We start from the raw sequence: 16,902 nt of genomic DNA, 5'->3' as shown, positions 1-16,902 counted from the left end.
CACTTGTTATGAAGCAGATTACTTTATTCCTGTTCGCCTCAGTGATGCTTATAGCACCATTGAAATCTCAAGAGGTGGAAGATGTATCTATCAAGCAATTGCTCAATCGTGTTAATTTGTCAGAGGATACTGTTTATGTGGTTAATTTCTGGGCTACATGGTGTGCACCATGTGTAGAAGAATTGCCCGTTTTTGAGTCAGAAGAATTATTGCAATCCGAAAAAAACATAAAGGTATTACTTGTTAGTCTTGATTTTAAATCTCAGAAAGATAAGCAGTTATTGCCATTTCTGAAGAAAAATAAGATCAGTCAGGAGGTTTTGCTTTTGGATGAGCGCAATCCCAATGAATGGATCGATCAGATAGACAGCCAATGGACAGGAGCTATTCCGGCTACAGTAATCTATCATCAAAGCAAGAAGCAATTTCATGAAGGTGAGATTGATTTACCTCAGTTATTGAATTTATTATCAGGTATTAATCAATAAAAACAACAATTATGAGAAAGAACTTATTGTTATTGGCAATGATATTTGGTGTATTTGCATTGAAATCACAAGTAAAGGTAGGAGATACCGCACCGGATTTTAAACTCACCAATACAGATTACAAAATGGTCGCCTTATCTGACTATAGTGATCAGGAAGGTGTCATAGTAATCTTTACCTGTAACCACTGTCCCTATGCTAAGTTTTATGAAGAAAGGATTAACCTGTTGCATAAAAGTTATGCACCACAAAAATTTCCTGTTGTAGCCATTAACCCCAATGACTCGGTTAAATTCGAAACGGACGGCTTCTCACATATGGTTGCCAAAAATTATAAATTCCCCTATTTGCTGGATAATGAAGGGGTATACAAAGCTTATGGAGCGACAAAAACACCACATGTCTTTTTGCTCAACAATACCGGCAAGGGATTTAAAGTAGCCTACATTGGAGCCATTGATGACAGTCCCCAGGAAGCATCGCAGGTAAAAGTAAAGTACCTTGAAGATGCTATCAATGCTGTAAAAGCAGGGAAAGAAGTGAGTCCTGCAATGACCAAAGCCATTGGTTGCAGTATTAAACCGTTTCAATAAGATATATAACAAAAGTTTAATAATGGTTTCATCTAAGAAATGAAACCATTATTTTTGTACCTGTTATAGTAGAATGATGAAGTTTGTATATAAATCCCTTGCTGCAATTGCCATAACCGGAACCTTATGGATTACCTCTTCCATGGTTGATCCTGATTCTGAATCTTATGGTAGTGATTTTAATCCTCCAGGCACCAAAGCCAGTTCCTTTCATGTACCGGGATTTATGTCGGATAATCCGGAGTTTGAGTATCTTGAGAAGCAAATAGACCGCTTTATGCGTCGTGAGTTGCTCGAAGGAGGTTCAGTAGCGATAGCAAAGGATGGTGAGTTGGTATATGCCAAAGGGTTTGGAAATGCTGATAGAGAGACCGAGCAGAATGTAGAACCACATAATCTGTTTCGTATTGCCAGTATTTCTAAACTCATAACTGCTGCCGGAATAATGCGCCTTCAGGAACAGGGAGGTATAACACTCGACTCAAAGGTATTTGGACCATCAGGTATATTAAATGATTCCATTTACCTAAACTATCGTGACAAGCGCGTGGAGCAAATCACAGTTGGTCACCTGCTTGAACATAGTGGTGGATGGACAACACGTTGGGGCGATCAGATGTTTATGCCGACTATTGTATCCCGTTCTTTGAATAAGCCATTGCCTGTAACAAAAAGTGATATTATTCAATTTGTGCTGAACAAGCGCCTGCACTTTACTCCCGGGCAGGCCTCTTATTATTCTAACCTTGGATATATGATCCTGGGAGAGGTTATCACAAAAGCTTCCGGAATGGAATATGAAAAATATATCCAAACCAACCTACTATACCCACTTGGTATTTTTGATATGCGTATTGGGGGGAGTCACCTGCATGAACGTGCTGAGTTGGAGGTGAAATATTACGAGCCCACACCAACATTTTATGTGGCAGATTATAAAGGTGACACAACAGAGGTGCTGAGAACCTATGGTGGTAACGATATGTATGCACTGGGGGCTGCAGGTGGCTGGATAGCTTCTTCCACTGATTTGATGAAATTAATGCTCGCTATTGATGGATTTGATACATATCCTGATTATTTGAATGAAGAAAGCATTGACAGGATGGTCAGTAAAGAAGATAACAATTACGGACCGCTTGGCTGGAGAAGGATTCGTTCTAATACATGGTATCGAACCGGTACTTTAGCAGGTACCTCGGCGTTAATGGCACGTAAAGATAATGGCATATCATACGTGGTCCTGTTCAATACCGGAAGCTGGAAAGGTCCTGCATTAGCCAATGATATTTCAAAGGTGATGGAAAGAGGTATCAAATCAATTGAAAACTGGCCTGAGTACAATTTATTTGAAATGGACCATACATGGGCTTCAACGCGCCGGCGTCCGCAGGTTATTTATTAAGCATACAACAATAGCAGGTGTTTGTAAAGGCTATTCTGAACACTCTTTAACTTTATTGAACACATCATAGTTTCGGATTGGATCGATTTTGGTGAATTTTATCAGTGATAATAAAAACCAAAGTATGAATTCAATAAAGCTCCTATTTATTACTATTTCAATGGCTATGTTTACTGCATGCGTTCAAACGCAATCAAGTACAGCTCCATTGATCCCTCTGCCAAACAGTATTAACAGTAACTCTGGTGTTTTTTCACTAACTGACAAAACAAGCATTGTTGTTGAAGATAATTCTCTGCTGCCTGGTGTCTTGGTGTTTAATGAAACGATTAAAAAACACAGTGGAAACGCCTTGAGTATATCTGAAAAAAGTAAGGTAAAAGATGCAATAGTTGTAAGTCTCAACAATAAATTGCCCAAAGAAGGATATATATTAAACATCAATGAAAAGTTAATTGAAATAGAGGCATCGGAAGCAAATGGTGTCTTTTATGCTTTGCAGTCACTCTTGCAACTTTGTTCACCTGAAATTCATGTACCGGCTAAAAAGAAAAACTTTGTTTTTCAGCTGAATGGAGTATCTATAGAAGATGCTCCTCAATTTAAATGGCGGGGTATGATGCTTGATGTTTCGCGTCACTTCTTTTCCAAAGAAGAAGTCAAGGAGCTTATCAATTACCTGGCATTTCATAAGATTAATGTCTTTCATTGGCATCTGGTAGACGATCAGGGATGGCGTATTGAAATAAAAAAATACCCTAAACTGACCGAGGTAGGCGCATGGCGCGTTGACCGTGAAGACCTTCCATGGGATGCCCGTCCACCTATGAAGCCAGGTGAAGAAGCAAGTTATGGAGGATTCTATACCCAGGATGATATACGTGAAGTTGTTGAGTATGCTCAAAAAAGATTTGTGACAGTGGTCCCTGAAATAGAGATGCCAGGACATACTACGTCTTCATTAGCCGCTTATCCTGAATATTCATGCACTGGTGGTCCTTTTAATGTGATGCCGGGCGGTTTATGGCCAATAACGGATATCTATTGCGCAGGTAATGATGATACATTCACATTTCTTGAAAATGTGTTAACGGAAGTGATGGAGCTCTTCCCATCCAAATATATACACATTGGAGGCGATGAAGCCAATAAAGCTGAATGGGAAAAATGTTCAAGATGCCAGGCTCGCATACAAGAAGAGAATCTGGCTGATGAGCATGCGCTGCAGAGTTACTTTATTAAGCGAATTGAAAAGTTTTTAATGGCCAATGATCGCATATTAATTGGCTGGGATGAAATATTGGAAGGTGGTTTGGCACCCAATGCAACGGTAATGAGCTGGCGAGGTTTCAAAGGAGGCATTGAAGCGGCGAATGATGGTCATGATGTTATCATGTCACCTACTTCGCATTGCTATCTTGATTATTATCAGGGACCTATTGATTCGGAGCCCATAGCCTTTAATGGCTTTATTCCCTTGCAAAAGGTGTACGAATTTAATCCTGTTCCAAAGGAATTGAGCCCTGAAAAAGCCAAACATATACTTGGAGGACAAGGAAACTTATGGACTGAGCAAGTGCCGGATAAAGGTCATATGCAATACATGGCATTTCCGCGTATGGCAGCAATGGCAGAGGTGCTTTGGACAAACCAAAGAAATCGTGAGTGGAATGATTTCAGTCAGCGAATCAGGCAGATCGGCAGTACCTACGATGCCATGGGTTTAAACTATGCACGTAGCATGTATACTGTGCAGTTTGAAAGCGTATTCAATGAAAAAGAGAAACAGATCGGCCTTGAGTTAAGCACGGAAATGCCGGGCATGGATATTTACTATACTACTGATGGAACTGAACCTTCAACTTCATCAATAAAATACGATGGTGTAATTAACATTGATTCGTCAGTTGCCATTAAAGCAAGCAGTTTTGAGAACGGGAGAAAGGCCGGTCATTCTTCCGGAATTAATTTAAGTATCCATAAGGCTACGGCCAAACCGATCAACTACTCCAGTAAGCCAAGTGAGAGATATAAGGGCGATTCAGAGATTACCCTTGTTAACAGTTTGCGTGGCAGTCGTAATTTCAGTGATGGTAATTGGCAGGGGTTTCAAGGAGATGACCTGGAGATAATAATTGACCTTGAGGAAGTGAAAGAGTTATCTCAAATTACAGTCGGAAGTCTTCATCAAACCGGGTCATGGATATTCCTGCCGCAGGAGATAAAGGTGCATACTTCACTGGATGGTAAGCAGTACGCACTTGCTGGCTCCACTATAAATAATATCCCTTTACAGAGCGAAGCTTTGGTAATGGATTATAATGTTGATATTTCTGGCACAACAGCTCGTTTCGTAAAAGTAACAGCTGTTAACCAAAAAGAAATACCTCAATGGCATTCAGCCGCCGGTAACAAAAGCTGGTTGTTTGTTGATGAGGTTATTGTTGATTAATTGGATGAAAAAAAGCGCAAATACAACGGTGTTTGCGCTTTTTTCTTTTGCTTTTATCAGAATAGACTTCCCTGCACAGCCTGGTCAGTTACATCCACAATCTCATCCTTCTCGCGCAGATACCATAAGTAGCCTTTTACATTGTGATAGCCCATTTTCTTAAGCAGATCCATGTAGCGCTTTACCTGTAAGGCATATTTTTCCTGTTTTAGCTCACCAAATTTATAATCCACAATAATTACCTTGTCATCGCTGATAATAACCCGGTCGGGACGATAAGTACCTGTGGGAACCATAATAGTTCCCTCGTTGATAATTTTATTTCCTGGTTGAAACCAGTCCTGAACCTGTTCCTGGTTTATCTTCTGCTCAATGAACTGCTTAACGCTTTCTTTTTCAGAGGTCTTTAGCTGACCATTTAATACCAGTTTGGTAATGGCTGTATCAACGTCATCAATTGTTTCAATCAATTCAAATAAACGGTGCATCAGTTTACCATGCCTCAGGTGTTTTAAACTGTCAGGAGAACTCATAACCACACTTTCGGGGTGGATCTTTATACGTGAGCCTAATTCGGTGGTTTTAAACTGATCCAATGTCTGGGCTTCGGGATGTTCTTTAGCTTTCTGTGAAGGAATTGAGCCAAACTCAAAAGTGTGTTCCTCATCATTCCAGCCTTCAATCAGCGTTTCCATAAGGTTTTCATCAAGTCCTGAAAGCATATTGAACTGGTTGATCAGGCGGAACAGCAGGTGCGAAACATTTTTTAAACCGCCTGTTTTAGCAGGCTTTTCCGCCATAATGATCAGGCTTTCTTCAGCTCGTGTTAAAGCAACATACAATAAGTTCAGGTTGTCTACAAACTGGTGCAGGCGTTCGCTCAGGTAATCTTCAATAAAGATAGAGTGCAACAACGTGTCAGAATAATTAACAGGTACCAGTTCAAGTTCATTGAAAGGTTCTTCTTGGGGTTTACTCCATATCAGACTGCCACGTCCCTTGTCATCAATATTCCAGTTGCAATAGGGTATGACGACTGCTTTAAACTCCAGACCCTTTGATTTATGAATGGTCATGACATTAATGGCATTCTGCCCCTCCGGTACAGAAATAGCAGTGCTTTGTCCTTTATCGTCCCACCAGGTAATAAAATCATGGGCATTTACCGAATAGTTTGTAACATAATCACGCACAGCATCAAGCAGACCCTGCAGGAATACAAATTGATCATGATGAAGGTCATCGGGTAGCTGTCGTACCAATGCCTCGGTCATTTCAAATAAAGGCTGACCTTTAAGAGCTAATAGCTGTTCCGAAAGTTCTTCATACCAGGAAGTGTTGTCGTCATGCAATATATTGGTGTCACAATAAATAGCTTCGTCACTTGCGTCGCTCTGGTAAAAATGGCTGTATAGTTTAATAAATGCCTCAAAAACAGCATTGTCGGGCTCCTGAATGTATTTAATCTGTTGAATTACCAGGTTAACAGCCGGAGAGCTGCTTAACAATAGTGTTTCGTTTGAAATAACAGGATGTTTACGCTCACTTGGTGAATAATTACCAGAAAGCAGGGCTTCCGTTATTTCCTGACCTTCGCTTTTACGACGCACTAGTATGCATATGTCCTGATAGTTATATCCTTTATCCAGTAGTCGTTCAATTTGTAAAACGGTTTCTTTAGTGGCATTGGCTCTGAACTCCGCATTTTTACCATCTGTAAATCCAACATGAATAAAGCCTCCCGATCCAATGGATTTCGATGAAACCTGCTGAATGGTATCATCATAAGCCATACTTATTTTTGTATGAAGATCGCCGGGTATGCTGTCTTCTTCAACGGCTTCTTTTGATGAGTTAATAAACTCTGTTTGCAGCATTCTGGAAGCATTGGCAAACACAATATTATTAAAGGTTATTATATTCTCGGTACTTCGCCAGTTGGTGTCAAGTGTCATGGGGTTAATGCCATGACTTGCAAAATCAATATTGACCTGATCACTCAATAACTTCCAGTCCGAATTTCGCCAACGGTAAATAGACTGTTTCACATCGCCAACGATCATCGCCATATTGCCATCACTCACACTGTTTTGAAGTAATGGCTTAAAGTTATTCCACTGCAGACGTGATGTATCCTGAAACTCATCGATCATATAATGTTGAAAACGGGTGCCTGTTTTCTCGTAGATAAAAGGGGTGTCGTTTTCGTCGATAATTTGTTGCAGCAATCTGTTGGCGTCGGCCAAAAGAAACAAGTTCTCATTGCGTGCCAGTTCATTAACTTTCAGCGCAATGTCGGTTGTGATGCCTAGGGCGTTCAGATTAGAAAGGATGGCCTTAGCCGTGAAATAATTGGTTCTTTGCTCAGCAAATGTAGTGCCAAGCTGTAATAAGGCATCGTTAAGTCCACCATTAAAACAGTCGATTATCAGGCTGTTATCCGACTCCGTGTTTTTACTGTGAAAACATATCTCCGGATTATTGGCCAGGGCTTGCAACTTCAAAACCTCAAGGTAGTCAGCCGCTTTTGTTACATTTGCCAGTTTCTCAAGTTTTTTTAGCGGCGAACGCGATTTACCTTGCAGTATGTCCCAATTCACCGCAAAAGTTTTTAATGCATCCAGGCCTTTTTGCGCAGCTGCTTGAATGTTTTCCTCAAAAGCATCGGTAATTTTCTTTAGTGTATAACGATAACTATTGAGCAGTTTCTTATCGCGCAGCTTTTGCAACACTTCAGGTTTAAGGCTTTGAAACTCCTCCTTAAATACTTCCCGGCCAAGTGTATTGAGTTCCTGGGCGATGTTCCAGTCCTTTCCTTCTTCAATTTTTGACAAGGTATGCTTGATCAACCATTCCTTAAGGTCCTCATTGCCCTTTAGCTCCAATTCACGCAATAGGTTATCAACGGCCTGCGATAATATACGCTCTGAGTCCAGTTCAACCTTGAAGTTGGCGGGCAGGTTAGCTTCATAGGCGAAGGAGCGTATTACTTTTTGAAAGAAGCTGTCTATTGTATTAATGGAGAATTTGGAAAAGTCATTAAGGATATTGATCAACAGGCTTCTGGCCACTTTTCTAATGTAGGCCTCAGGCTTATTGTGGATTTTCATTAAATCATCCAGGTAATCGGGTTTGGATGCTGTTGCAAGGGCGAATAAATTCTCCAGGATACGGTTTTTCATTTCGGCCGTTGCCTTATTGGTAAAGGTCACAGCCAGTATGCTTTTATAACTTTGTGGTTCGTTAAACAGTAGCTTAATAAACTCGCCCGACAGGGTATAGGTCTTACCAGAGCCGGCCGAAGCACGGTAAATCTTTAATTCCGACATGTAAACTTTTTCTTTGTAATCAAAAGTAATGATAAATTGTCGAATTGTTTCTACTCACCGGAAGACAAGAAGTCATCCGGTGAGTGATGCTTTTTAATTATGGTTCTCAAGTGTCATTAAGTGAGAGTTGTTGCTTCCCAGAACACCCGCCCCGCCTTTGATATTACTGTATACCCGAACGGGCTCACTAAAGGCATAATCTTCATAATAATCACGCATTTGAACGGTGTTGTAATACCTGTATAGGTTCTCATCCAATTGAATGATCTCAATATCTGCATCATCAGTCTTTTCACCCCGGATAGAAAACTTTAGTTCATATGTTTCCCCATCAAATAACTCATCATCAAATAGCAGGTAAACATTGTCGGGGTAATCGGTAAAAGAGTCTTCATCAATTATCCTGTTAAAACTCAATACCGGGTCCTTAGTAGAGACGCTGTGGTAGCCAAGATATGTACACCCTGTCTCATTAACACCGTTAATGGTTTGATAGTCATAACATCCCTTAACCCTTAAGCGATAGAAGTTCTTACCTGGTTCGTCCTTAATTGCAACAGTGTAATTGAGGTTTCCGTTTTCACTTTCAATATTTTTTATCCAGGCATCAGCCTTTGAAGGTACCTGTGTACTTGCACTAATGTCATTATAATCGGAATGCTTTATTTTTATTGTGTAGGTTGAACCAGCTTTTACCGATTCAGTATTGTATAAATAATAATATGCTTCTCCACTATAGTGTTCTTGATTGTAATTTGGAGCATCCTTGAAAAAATTATAAGCTTGTAGTGTTTCAACATATTCACCGTCTATAAACAATTGCACATCTGCATCGCCTATAGTTTTAATAGCCTTGTTTTCAAAAATAGTGTTGCTACGAGTTAGTTCAATGCGAATAGTTTCTCCTTCAGTCAGTTTTGCATTTAGTACTAAAAAGTTATTGAGCTCTTTACCTTTGTATTCGATTTCTTTTTCGCAGCTGCTTAACGTACCAAGCAACATGACCAGTAATAGTGTATTTCGTAACATAATTTAAAATTTATAAGTGTATGATACAGATGGTAATATTGGAAACAGTGTTATCTGCTTAAGTACTTTATTCCCCTCATCATTATGTCCCGCATAGAGGAAGAAGGGATTTTGCCTGTTGTAAACATTATAAACACTGATGTTCCAGGTGCGCATACCTCTCTTTTTCTGTTTATGGAAATTTATACCAAAATCAAGCCTGTGATAGTCGGGCATGCGATAGTTATTGCGATGTTCAAAGTAGGGTATGTTTGATTCATACCACACTCTGTCATGTTCTGCTGCTGGTAAAAGCCGTATCTCATGTGTAGGAAGGGTAATGGCATTACCTGTTCCGTATACCCAGGTTGCACCAATATCTATTCTATCATTGAACTTGTGGCTGATGACAATGCTGGCATCATGCCGGCGATCGTATCGTGCCGGAAACCAGTTGCCGAAATTAAGCTTATCGAACTGTCTGCTGGTTTTAGACCAGGTGTAACCAAGCCAGCCTGTTGTTTTGCCAACCTCTTTGCGCAGCATCAGCTCCAGACCATAAGCCTCACCACGACCTGTCTCTACCATGTCTTCCCAGCCAACTGAGGAGCCAAAGAATGAAACGCCTTCTTTATACTCAATCAGCTTATCCATTGTTTTATAAAACGTTTCGGCCGATAATTCAACATTTTTAATGCCGTCATAAACCGCGCCCAAGGCATACTGATCCGACACTTGTGGTTTGATGCGTTTGGTGGCGGGTAGCCACAAATCTGTTGGTAGGCCAATGGTTGAATTGGATAACAAATGCAGGTATTGCTGCATTTTAGAATAGGCCGCTTTTAAGGTAATATCATCTGTTATTAAATAGCGTATACTGGCTCTGGGTTCAATGGAATGGTACCAGGTGTTTTCGACATAAAAAGCAGAGGTGTGTATTCCCAAGTTGGCCTTTAGGAGAGGGGATAGGCTAAAGTTATCCTCAATATACATATTCATTTCACTGGCATAAGTGTTATTGCCGCCAAATGTTTTAATAATATCATCGGCCGTGCTATCAGTTTCTTTTGTTGTTTCTACTCCGGGCTTAAAGGTGTGGTAGGTATAGTTGGCGCCAAACTTAAGTTCATGCCCGGGAGTTGGATACCAGTCAAATTCGACTTTAGCACTCCAGTCCATTATACCTGAACTGTATTCATAAATAAATGCATTGCTGTCAGTTTGATCATTTTCCTTATAATGTGAATCGACATTAAAATTATAATCACTGTATGTTACAGTTGCATTCATAAACAGTTTGTTGCTAAACATATAATTCCAACGAAGGGCTGTTGTTAAATTGCCCCAATACATATAATCGTTATAGCTGCTTGAGTTGGCTTCCCATTCATCATCGTATTCGTTGTAGGCCTTGTCGCGCCCCGTATAGACACTAAGATATAAGCGGCTCCTGTCAGAGAATTTATGGTTGAGCTTAGCATTTATGTCGTAAAAAAAGTAACCGGTGGTTTCTTCTGTGCTCATAAAAGGCCGGGCCAATAAATCGATATACGTGCGACGAGCCGATAAATGAAAGGCTGTCTTATCTTTTTTTATAGGGCCTTCTATGAAAAAGCGCGATGAGATAAGACCAAGTTGTGCACCGCCGTGTATTTTTTTCTCATTACCTTCTTTCATGCGAACATCAATAACTGACGACAATCGACCTCCAAAACGAGCAGGAAAGCCGCCTTTGTAAAGTGACACATTTTTTACAGCATCCGTATTGAATACAGAAAAGAAACCAAAGAGGTGATTGGCATTGTACACGGGCACTCCATCGAGCAAAATAAGGTTTTGATCGGGACCACCACCGCGCACATATAAACCACTTGAACCTTCGCTGCCCGATTGAACACCGGGCATCAGCTGAAGGGTTTTCATTATATCGGCTTCTCCCATAAAGGCAGGTAAGCGCTTAATGGTTGATACACTGAGTATTTCTTTACTCATTTGTGAGTCTTTTAGCTTGTTGTTGACAGCACCACCTAGTACGGTTACTTCTTCAATGGCAGAATCGTATTCTAACGCGACATTTAGCTGAATATCAGCATTGAGTTCAATGGTTTTAACCTGACTTTTAAAGCCTACGTAAGAATAAATGATCTGATAGGTACCTGCCGGCAGGGTAAGGCTGTAAAAGCCATATAAATTAGTGGCTGAACCACGATAATCAGCCGGTTCGTAAACATTGGCATTGATTAGTTTTTCACCTGTTCCACCATCGCTGACATAGCCACTGATAGTGTACTTGTTTTGTGCTTGTAGTGGCCCGTAATATAAAGTCAGGCATAAAAGAAGTAGTGTTAATCTTATGGCTTTATTCATTTGTAAAGGGTTTAATGTTCTTATTGATGTCCACTGAAGGCACCGAACGATACAGAAAGATTGTTGGCTATAATCCCAACGTATGCAATGCATTCAGTGGATAACTAATGAGTTTTAAATTTGCCGGTACAAGCATCAATACCTCAGATACCATTTTAAACCAGCCTGTACCTGAAAAGCATACAGGTCATAATCCAAATTCTGTTTGGTGGGAGATTCGTAATAAACAACATTCCCTTGTATCCATTCCTCTATTTTAAGCTCGCGGTGGGTATTGCTGGTGTTGTTACCCATTATTGAAATGTTGCAAAAAGGCACCAGGGGCCTTGATCTGTTCATTGATGGTCGTGGCAACAATTCCAAATATATATTACCACCGTACACCAGGCTGGGGTTCAATTCATAAATATCTGTACGAAGTGCTCGTTTATTATAATTGACATATTGCCCCTGGGGAATAATGGAAGATTGAGATTTAAACGGTTCCGTTTCTATGCCCCTGGCTTTTGCCATTATCCTTATTGTGAGACGTTCAAATAGTTTGTTTTTATAGCTTAAACCGCCATAATACTGGGTTATTCCAATATTTTCTTCCGCATACTCATTATAATGATAACCATAGTTATCACTTTCAATAGTCACTGAATGTATTGCTGTGCTAATGCCTGCCTCCAATCCAAAATTTCGAAAAAAAGTATAGTTCAGTCTTCCTCCTAAGTAATTAAATCCAAGATCGATGCTTGCCTCCGTGTTTTTGTGTTGGGCATACAAACCCACCAATTGCGGAATAGGGGTAATAGAATAGATATAATCGTTTTGGGCGTTCTGATCTATGCTTTGAATTTGAAGAGAAGCTGTTAACCCAAACCGGGTATTAAGTTCCTGCTGTTTCTCCTGTGCATTGTACACATATCCATGATTGTGCAGGGGTAGTACACGATTTTTTTTGCTTTTATTCATAATGTTAAGGTTGTCACCCAAGGGTGGATTATTCTCTGGAAACCTTATCCTTTAGCAGAAGTCTTTCATTGTTTTCAATGAAGATTTACTCCATGAAAATAATATGTAGCCTCTGTCAATTTGGACTTGTTTCAGTGTCGCAAATTAGATACTAGGATTGATTTTTATATGGGAAAAACTACTACCTTTTTAAGGAAATTTCACCTATTTAACTACGTATTATTAGTAGTGTGAAATGGCACATTTAGGCTTATGTTGCACAAATACAGTGGGATATGGCGTTTGGTATCAAGGTATGACATCTTACCTTGTGATCAATTGCGTTTCAAACGATGTTACAAGATATTGGCGACCCAATGACATCAAATGAAGGTGGGAAAATCGGCAGGGAAGGACTTTGGCTTATGTTTTTTTTAATGCACATCTGGAGTGCTTTCCAATTGCCATTGAAAAAGAGTAAATGGGAAACCATTAAGGCTATTACTACCTATAAGCTCGAATGTTGTGACAATAAAAAAGCCCGGCAAACAGCCGGGCCTTCAATATCATAATCTGCCAAACGGCAGTATGTGTATGTTTAGTTCTTTAGCGAGCGGTTAAGGGCAACCATTTTAATAGCCGTTACTGCTCCCTCATCACCTTTATTACCATGCTTTCCGCCACATCGATCCAGCGCCTGTTGCTGGTTTAAGGTTGTTAAAAGACCAAAAATAAATGGGATAGGATACTGAACGTTCAATTGCGTAACGCCTTGTGTAACACCATGACATACAAAGTCGAAGTGTGGAGTGTCACCTTGAATTACACATCCCAGGCAGATAACTGCATCAACGTCTGTCATTTCAGCCAGGTACTTGGCGCCGGCTGTTAATTCAAAGCTACCCGGCACATATTTCTTTAAAATATTATCTTCTGATGCGCCATGCTTTATCAATGTGTTATAGGCTCCTTCATATAGAGCTTCAGTAATTTCAGTATTCCATTCCGATACTACAATGCCGAATTTCATGTCGGCAGCCGATGGAACATCTGCTATATTATAATCCGATAGGTTTTTAAGACTTGTTGCCATTGTTTTATATTTTCTGCAAAAATAAAAGAGGTTGCCTAAATAGACAACCTCTTTCAAGTATTTTAGTTCAAATTACTTTAATTGTAATTCTGCTCTTGTCAAATATTTATCAACCTGACGAGCTTCAGCTGAACTCGCATATTGATCTTTAATTTTCTTGTATGCCTCAACAGCTGCTTTGTAATCACCTTTTGCTTCATACATAACACCTAGCTTCATTAGGTAGGTAGGAGCTGTTAAAGTGTTATCATATGATGCAGCATCTTTGTATTGAGAGATAGCGTCATCGTTCTGCCCCAATTCAGCATAAGCATCACCCAATGCACCTGCAGCAGTTGCAGCAACCATTTCTTCACTTGTTGAGAATCCTTTCAGTAATTCAACAGCCTCGTTGTAGTTACCAAGGTGAAGGTTTGAAACACCAGCATAGTATACAGCTAAGTTACCGGCAGTAGTCGAACCATAATCTTCAATAATTTCAAGGAAACCGAGATTTTGTCCGTCTCCATTCAAGGCAATATTGAATGAATCTTTCTCAAAATACTGCTGAGCATAAAAGATTGATTTCTGTGCTTCCTGCTCTAAAGGCATGAAATAGAACTTCTTTAATCCCCAGTATCCGGCTACTATAATAATGATTGCCAATGCAATCATACTTAATCGATTCTGATTTTCTTCAATAAAGTGCTCCGTCTTACTCAATGCGCTCTCTACATTCTCGAAGCTATCGTCTTGATGCGTATGTTTCTCTTTTGACATTTTAAGTAAATTTTTATTCGAATGCCAAAAGTAATCGTTTTGGCCTAAAAACAAAAGATGGATTATTACTTTTTGTGCCTTATTGATAAATTATTTCAATGTTGTTTGCATAAACTGTTTTGATTTAATAAAAAACAGGTGAGGAAGATGGGAAATGTTTCTGCCAATTGCCTCCTAAATAAATATATGTTGCCTGATGATTTTGTTGATTTGGGTGATCATCAAAATTTAGTATGTTGTTTGTCAGGTTCTAAGCCTTGAGTTGAAATAAATACTCAATGAGCTTAAATGTAAGGGCAGGTAAAATTATAGACCTCATTTTTGAACAATCGCCACCGGATAGTTACTTTTGCACAAAACCAAAGCACATGCACATCAGGCATCTCAATCTTATTAATTTTAAAAATATTCAACAGGCTGAAATTGAGTTTTCACCTGGAATCAACTGTCTTGTTGGTGAAAATGGAGCCGGAAAAACCAATGTGCTGGACGGTCTTTATTACCTTTCATTTTGTAAAAGCTACTTTAATGCCATTGACAGCCAGAATATCACACATGAGCAAGAGTTCTTTGTGGTTCAGGGGCAATATGAGCGACAAGATGAAGAGGAACACATTTATTGCGGATTAAAGAGGTCGCAGAAAAAACATTTTAAGCGCAATAAAAAGGAGTATGGCAAGCTGGCCGATCATATAGGCCTTATTCCTTTGGTAATGATTTCACCGGCCGATGAGCAACTGATAAACGAAGGAAGTGAGCAGAGGCGTAAATATATGGATGGTGTGATATCGCAGTATGATAAACCTTTTCTGGATGATTTGTTACGCTATAATCGCTCCTTAATGCAGCGTAATGCCACCTTAAAGCAGTTGAAAGAGAGTGGATCACGCGATTATTCAATGCTCGACTTGTGGGATGAACAACTGGAGCAGCTGGCCGATCGTATTTACAGGAAACGGATTGATTTTATTAAAGAGCTGGTTCCCGTTTTTCAGAAATACTATGCTTACATATCAGATGGAAAAGAAGAAATCGCCTTGAATTATACCTCACATCTGCATGAAGGCTCATTAAAGGAACAATTGTTGGCTGTGCGTCCAAAAGACACGATTGTCGGATATACTACACGAGGGGTTCATAAAGATGATCTGGAGTTGTTATTAGGTGGTTATTCAATTAAGAAAATTGCATCGCAGGGCCAAAAGAAGACATTTTTGATTGCCTTGAAGCTGGCCCAGTATGAGTTTATCCAGAAACATAATGGTATAAAACCTATCTTGTTGCTTGATGATATATTTGATAAGCTGGATGATGCACGCAGTAATCGTCTGCTACAGCTGGTTTCAGAAGATGTTTTTAACCAAATTTTTATCACCGATACCAATAAACCATACCTGGTCGATATAGTTAAACGAACCGGAAAGGATTATAAAGTCTTTGATGTTGCCGGAGGGCAGGTGATCGATTCAGTTTAGTGTAAACTGTTTATTTAAGTTGGTTATTTGTTAACGCGTTAATTGATAGCTTGTAAATCAACAGATAATCAAATCAACAAATCAACAATAAAAAAATGCGCCGTAAGAAAACACAATCAATAAGTTCAGTCATTAAGGAGGTGCTGAAGCAGCAGGATCTTAACAAGGGTTTGTTAGAGAGTCGTGCTGTCAACTATTGGGAAAAAGTGCTTGGCGGAGCTGTTGCACGTGCCACTCACCGCATTTATATCAAAGATGGTGTGTTGTATGTTGAAATGACCTCTTCTGTGTTGCGCAATGAGTTAATGATGTGGAAGGATAAAATAATCATTAACCTTAATCAGGCCATTGGCGATAATATTGTTAAGGATATTGTTTTCAGATAGGAAGGCAGATTCACAAGTCACGGATAAACCTACCATTAACGGACTATTCAGGGTATATTAACCATTTTAGATATAAAAAATGCCGGTCACATCTTGTAACCGGCATTTTTTATGTCATTATATCATCAACTAAGGATGCTTCTCCAATAGTTCTTTATCACTAAAAAAGAAATGGCTCTCACGATCAGCGCTGGCGTCGCTATCGGAGCCGTGAATAGCGTTTTTAGCTTTACTTTCGGCAAAAAGCTTACGAATGGTTCCATCTTCGGCCTCGGCAGGGTCGGTGCTTCCAATTAGCTTACGAAAATCCTCAACTGCATTTTCCTTTAAAAGAATAGCTGCAACAATTGGCCCCGATGACATAAAGTCTACCAGGTCAGGGAAGAAAGGACGTTCTTTATGCTCCTCATAAAAAAGTTCGGCATCTTCTTTTGATAGTTTTAATGATTTGATTGCAGAAATGCGGAAACCGCTTTCCTCGATCATATTTAAAATGGCGCCGATGTGCTTGTTGTTTACAGCTCCCGGCTTAATCATGGTGAGTGTTTTAAATCCTGCCATATTTAGCTGATTAATTAGTGTAAGGTAAAAAATTATAAATCCTAAAA

General features: G+C 39.7%; 14 protein-coding genes. 7 read left to right on the top strand and 7 right to left on the bottom strand.

The annotated features are described in order from the left end of the window. The first annotated feature begins 8 nt into the window (after positions 1–8). From ACRD69_RS15415 to ACRD69_RS15400, 4 genes are all read left to right on the top strand, one after another. Positions 9–488, top strand: coding sequence for a TlpA family protein disulfide reductase (locus ACRD69_RS15415; RefSeq protein WP_430816003.1), 480 nt, complete (start codon positions 9–11; stop codon positions 486–488). Between the two features lie 11 nt (positions 489–499). After that, positions 500–1,081, top strand: a complete 582-nt coding sequence (locus ACRD69_RS15410; RefSeq protein WP_430816002.1) for a thioredoxin family protein — start codon at positions 500–502, stop codon at positions 1,079–1,081. A gap of 76 nt (positions 1,082–1,157) precedes the next feature. Further along, positions 1,158–2,486: a serine hydrolase domain-containing protein gene (locus tag ACRD69_RS15405; RefSeq protein ID WP_430816000.1), complete on the top strand. Its 1,329-nt coding sequence runs from the start codon at positions 1,158–1,160 to the stop codon at positions 2,484–2,486. 124 nt (positions 2,487–2,610) lie between these two features. Then, positions 2,611–4,938 (top strand): beta-N-acetylhexosaminidase, encoded by a 2,328-nt coding sequence (locus ACRD69_RS15400; RefSeq protein WP_430815999.1) that lies wholly within the window; start codon positions 2,611–2,613, stop codon positions 4,936–4,938. 56 nt (positions 4,939–4,994) lie between these two features. Here ACRD69_RS15400 and ACRD69_RS15395 read toward each other — a convergent pair whose 3' ends face one another. From ACRD69_RS15395 to ACRD69_RS15380, 4 genes are all read right to left on the bottom strand, one after another. Next, on the bottom strand, positions 4,995–8,267 hold the full coding sequence (locus tag ACRD69_RS15395) for a UvrD-helicase domain-containing protein (RefSeq protein ID WP_430815998.1): 3,273 nt from the start codon (positions 8,265–8,267) through the stop codon (positions 4,995–4,997). Between the two features lie 93 nt (positions 8,268–8,360). Then, positions 8,361–9,296 (bottom strand): DUF4249 domain-containing protein, encoded by a 936-nt coding sequence (locus ACRD69_RS15390; RefSeq protein WP_430815997.1) that lies wholly within the window; start codon positions 9,294–9,296, stop codon positions 8,361–8,363. A 3-nt stretch (positions 9,297–9,299) separates the two neighbouring features. Continuing rightward, positions 9,300–11,642, bottom strand: a complete 2,343-nt coding sequence (locus ACRD69_RS15385) for a TonB-dependent receptor (RefSeq protein WP_430815996.1) — start codon at positions 11,640–11,642, stop codon at positions 9,300–9,302. Between the two features lie 135 nt (positions 11,643–11,777). Then, positions 11,778–12,602: a hypothetical protein gene (locus ACRD69_RS15380; RefSeq protein ID WP_430815995.1), complete on the bottom strand. Its 825-nt coding sequence runs from the start codon at positions 12,600–12,602 to the stop codon at positions 11,778–11,780. 332 nt (positions 12,603–12,934) lie between these two features. Here ACRD69_RS15380 and ACRD69_RS15375 point away from each other — a divergent pair, with 332 nt between their 5' ends. Then, positions 12,935–13,153 carry a hypothetical protein gene (locus ACRD69_RS15375; protein WP_430815994.1) on the top strand — a complete coding sequence of 73 codons (219 nt, stop codon included), beginning with the start codon at positions 12,935–12,937 and terminating at the stop codon, positions 13,151–13,153. A 26-nt stretch (positions 13,154–13,179) separates the two neighbouring features. Here the strand turns inward: ACRD69_RS15375 and ribH are convergent, their stop codons facing one another. Both ribH and ACRD69_RS15365 read right to left on the bottom strand, forming a co-directional pair. Beyond that, entirely contained in the window at positions 13,180–13,674 is a 495-nt protein-coding gene (gene ribH, locus ACRD69_RS15370) for a 6,7-dimethyl-8-ribityllumazine synthase (protein WP_430815993.1), read from the bottom strand. Positions 13,675–13,746: 72 nt separating this feature from the next. Further along, positions 13,747–14,433, bottom strand: coding sequence for a tetratricopeptide repeat protein (locus tag ACRD69_RS15365; RefSeq protein ID WP_430815992.1), 687 nt, complete (start codon positions 14,431–14,433; stop codon positions 13,747–13,749). A 278-nt stretch (positions 14,434–14,711) separates the two neighbouring features. On the opposite strand from ACRD69_RS15365, the gene recF reads away from it, so the two are divergent. Further along, complete coding sequence (recF, locus tag ACRD69_RS15360) at positions 14,712–15,908, top strand: DNA replication/repair protein RecF (RefSeq protein WP_430815991.1); 1,197 nt, start codon at positions 14,712–14,714, stop codon at positions 15,906–15,908. 95 nt (positions 15,909–16,003) lie between these two features. Beyond that, positions 16,004–16,294 (top strand): DciA family protein, encoded by a 291-nt coding sequence (locus ACRD69_RS15355; protein ID WP_430815990.1) that lies wholly within the window; start codon positions 16,004–16,006, stop codon positions 16,292–16,294. Between the two features lie 129 nt (positions 16,295–16,423). On the opposite strand, the gene ndk is transcribed toward ACRD69_RS15355, so the two are convergent. Continuing rightward, entirely contained in the window at positions 16,424–16,855 is a 432-nt protein-coding gene (gene ndk / locus ACRD69_RS15350) for a nucleoside-diphosphate kinase (RefSeq protein WP_430815989.1), read from the bottom strand. Between the last annotated feature and the right edge of the window lie 47 nt (positions 16,856–16,902).

The organism is Carboxylicivirga agarovorans (assembly GCF_050589845.1).
Lineage (GTDB): Bacteria > Bacteroidota > Bacteroidia > Bacteroidales > Marinilabiliaceae > Carboxylicivirga > Carboxylicivirga agarovorans.
The sequence above is the reverse complement of the archived record's forward strand: the minus strand, read 5'-3'. Positions and strand labels throughout refer to the sequence as shown.

Bases quoted from the DNA above. Each gene is read 5' to 3' on its own strand.
- ACRD69_RS15415 (WP_430816003.1), top strand. From the start codon at position 9: ATGAAGCAGATTACTTTATTCCTGTTCGCCTCAGTGATGCTTATAGCA.
- ACRD69_RS15410 (WP_430816002.1), top strand. From the start codon at position 500: ATGAGAAAGAACTTATTGTTATTGGCAATGATATTTGGTGTATTTGCA.
- ACRD69_RS15405 (WP_430816000.1), top strand. From the start codon at position 1,158: ATGAAGTTTGTATATAAATCCCTTGCTGCAATTGCCATAACCGGAACC.
- ACRD69_RS15400 (WP_430815999.1), top strand. From the start codon at position 2,611: ATGAATTCAATAAAGCTCCTATTTATTACTATTTCAATGGCTATGTTT.
- ACRD69_RS15395 (WP_430815998.1), bottom strand. From the start codon at position 8,267: ATGTCGGAATTAAAGATTTACCGTGCTTCGGCCGGCTCTGGTAAGACC.
- ACRD69_RS15390 (WP_430815997.1), bottom strand. From the start codon at position 9,296: ATGTTACGAAATACACTATTACTGGTCATGTTGCTTGGTACGTTAAGC.
- ACRD69_RS15385 (WP_430815996.1), bottom strand. From the start codon at position 11,642: ATGAATAAAGCCATAAGATTAACACTACTTCTTTTATGCCTGACTTTA.
- ACRD69_RS15380 (WP_430815995.1), bottom strand. From the start codon at position 12,602: ATGAATAAAAGCAAAAAAAATCGTGTACTACCCCTGCACAATCATGGA.
- ACRD69_RS15375 (WP_430815994.1), top strand. From the start codon at position 12,935: ATGTTACAAGATATTGGCGACCCAATGACATCAAATGAAGGTGGGAAA.
- ribH (WP_430815993.1), bottom strand. From the start codon at position 13,674: ATGGCAACAAGTCTTAAAAACCTATCGGATTATAATATAGCAGATGTT.
- ACRD69_RS15365 (WP_430815992.1), bottom strand. From the start codon at position 14,433: ATGTCAAAAGAGAAACATACGCATCAAGACGATAGCTTCGAGAATGTA.
- recF (WP_430815991.1), top strand. From the start codon at position 14,712: ATGAGCTTAAATGTAAGGGCAGGTAAAATTATAGACCTCATTTTTGAA.
- ACRD69_RS15355 (WP_430815990.1), top strand. From the start codon at position 16,004: ATGCGCCGTAAGAAAACACAATCAATAAGTTCAGTCATTAAGGAGGTG.
- ndk (WP_430815989.1), bottom strand. From the start codon at position 16,855: ATGGCAGGATTTAAAACACTCACCATGATTAAGCCGGGAGCTGTAAAC.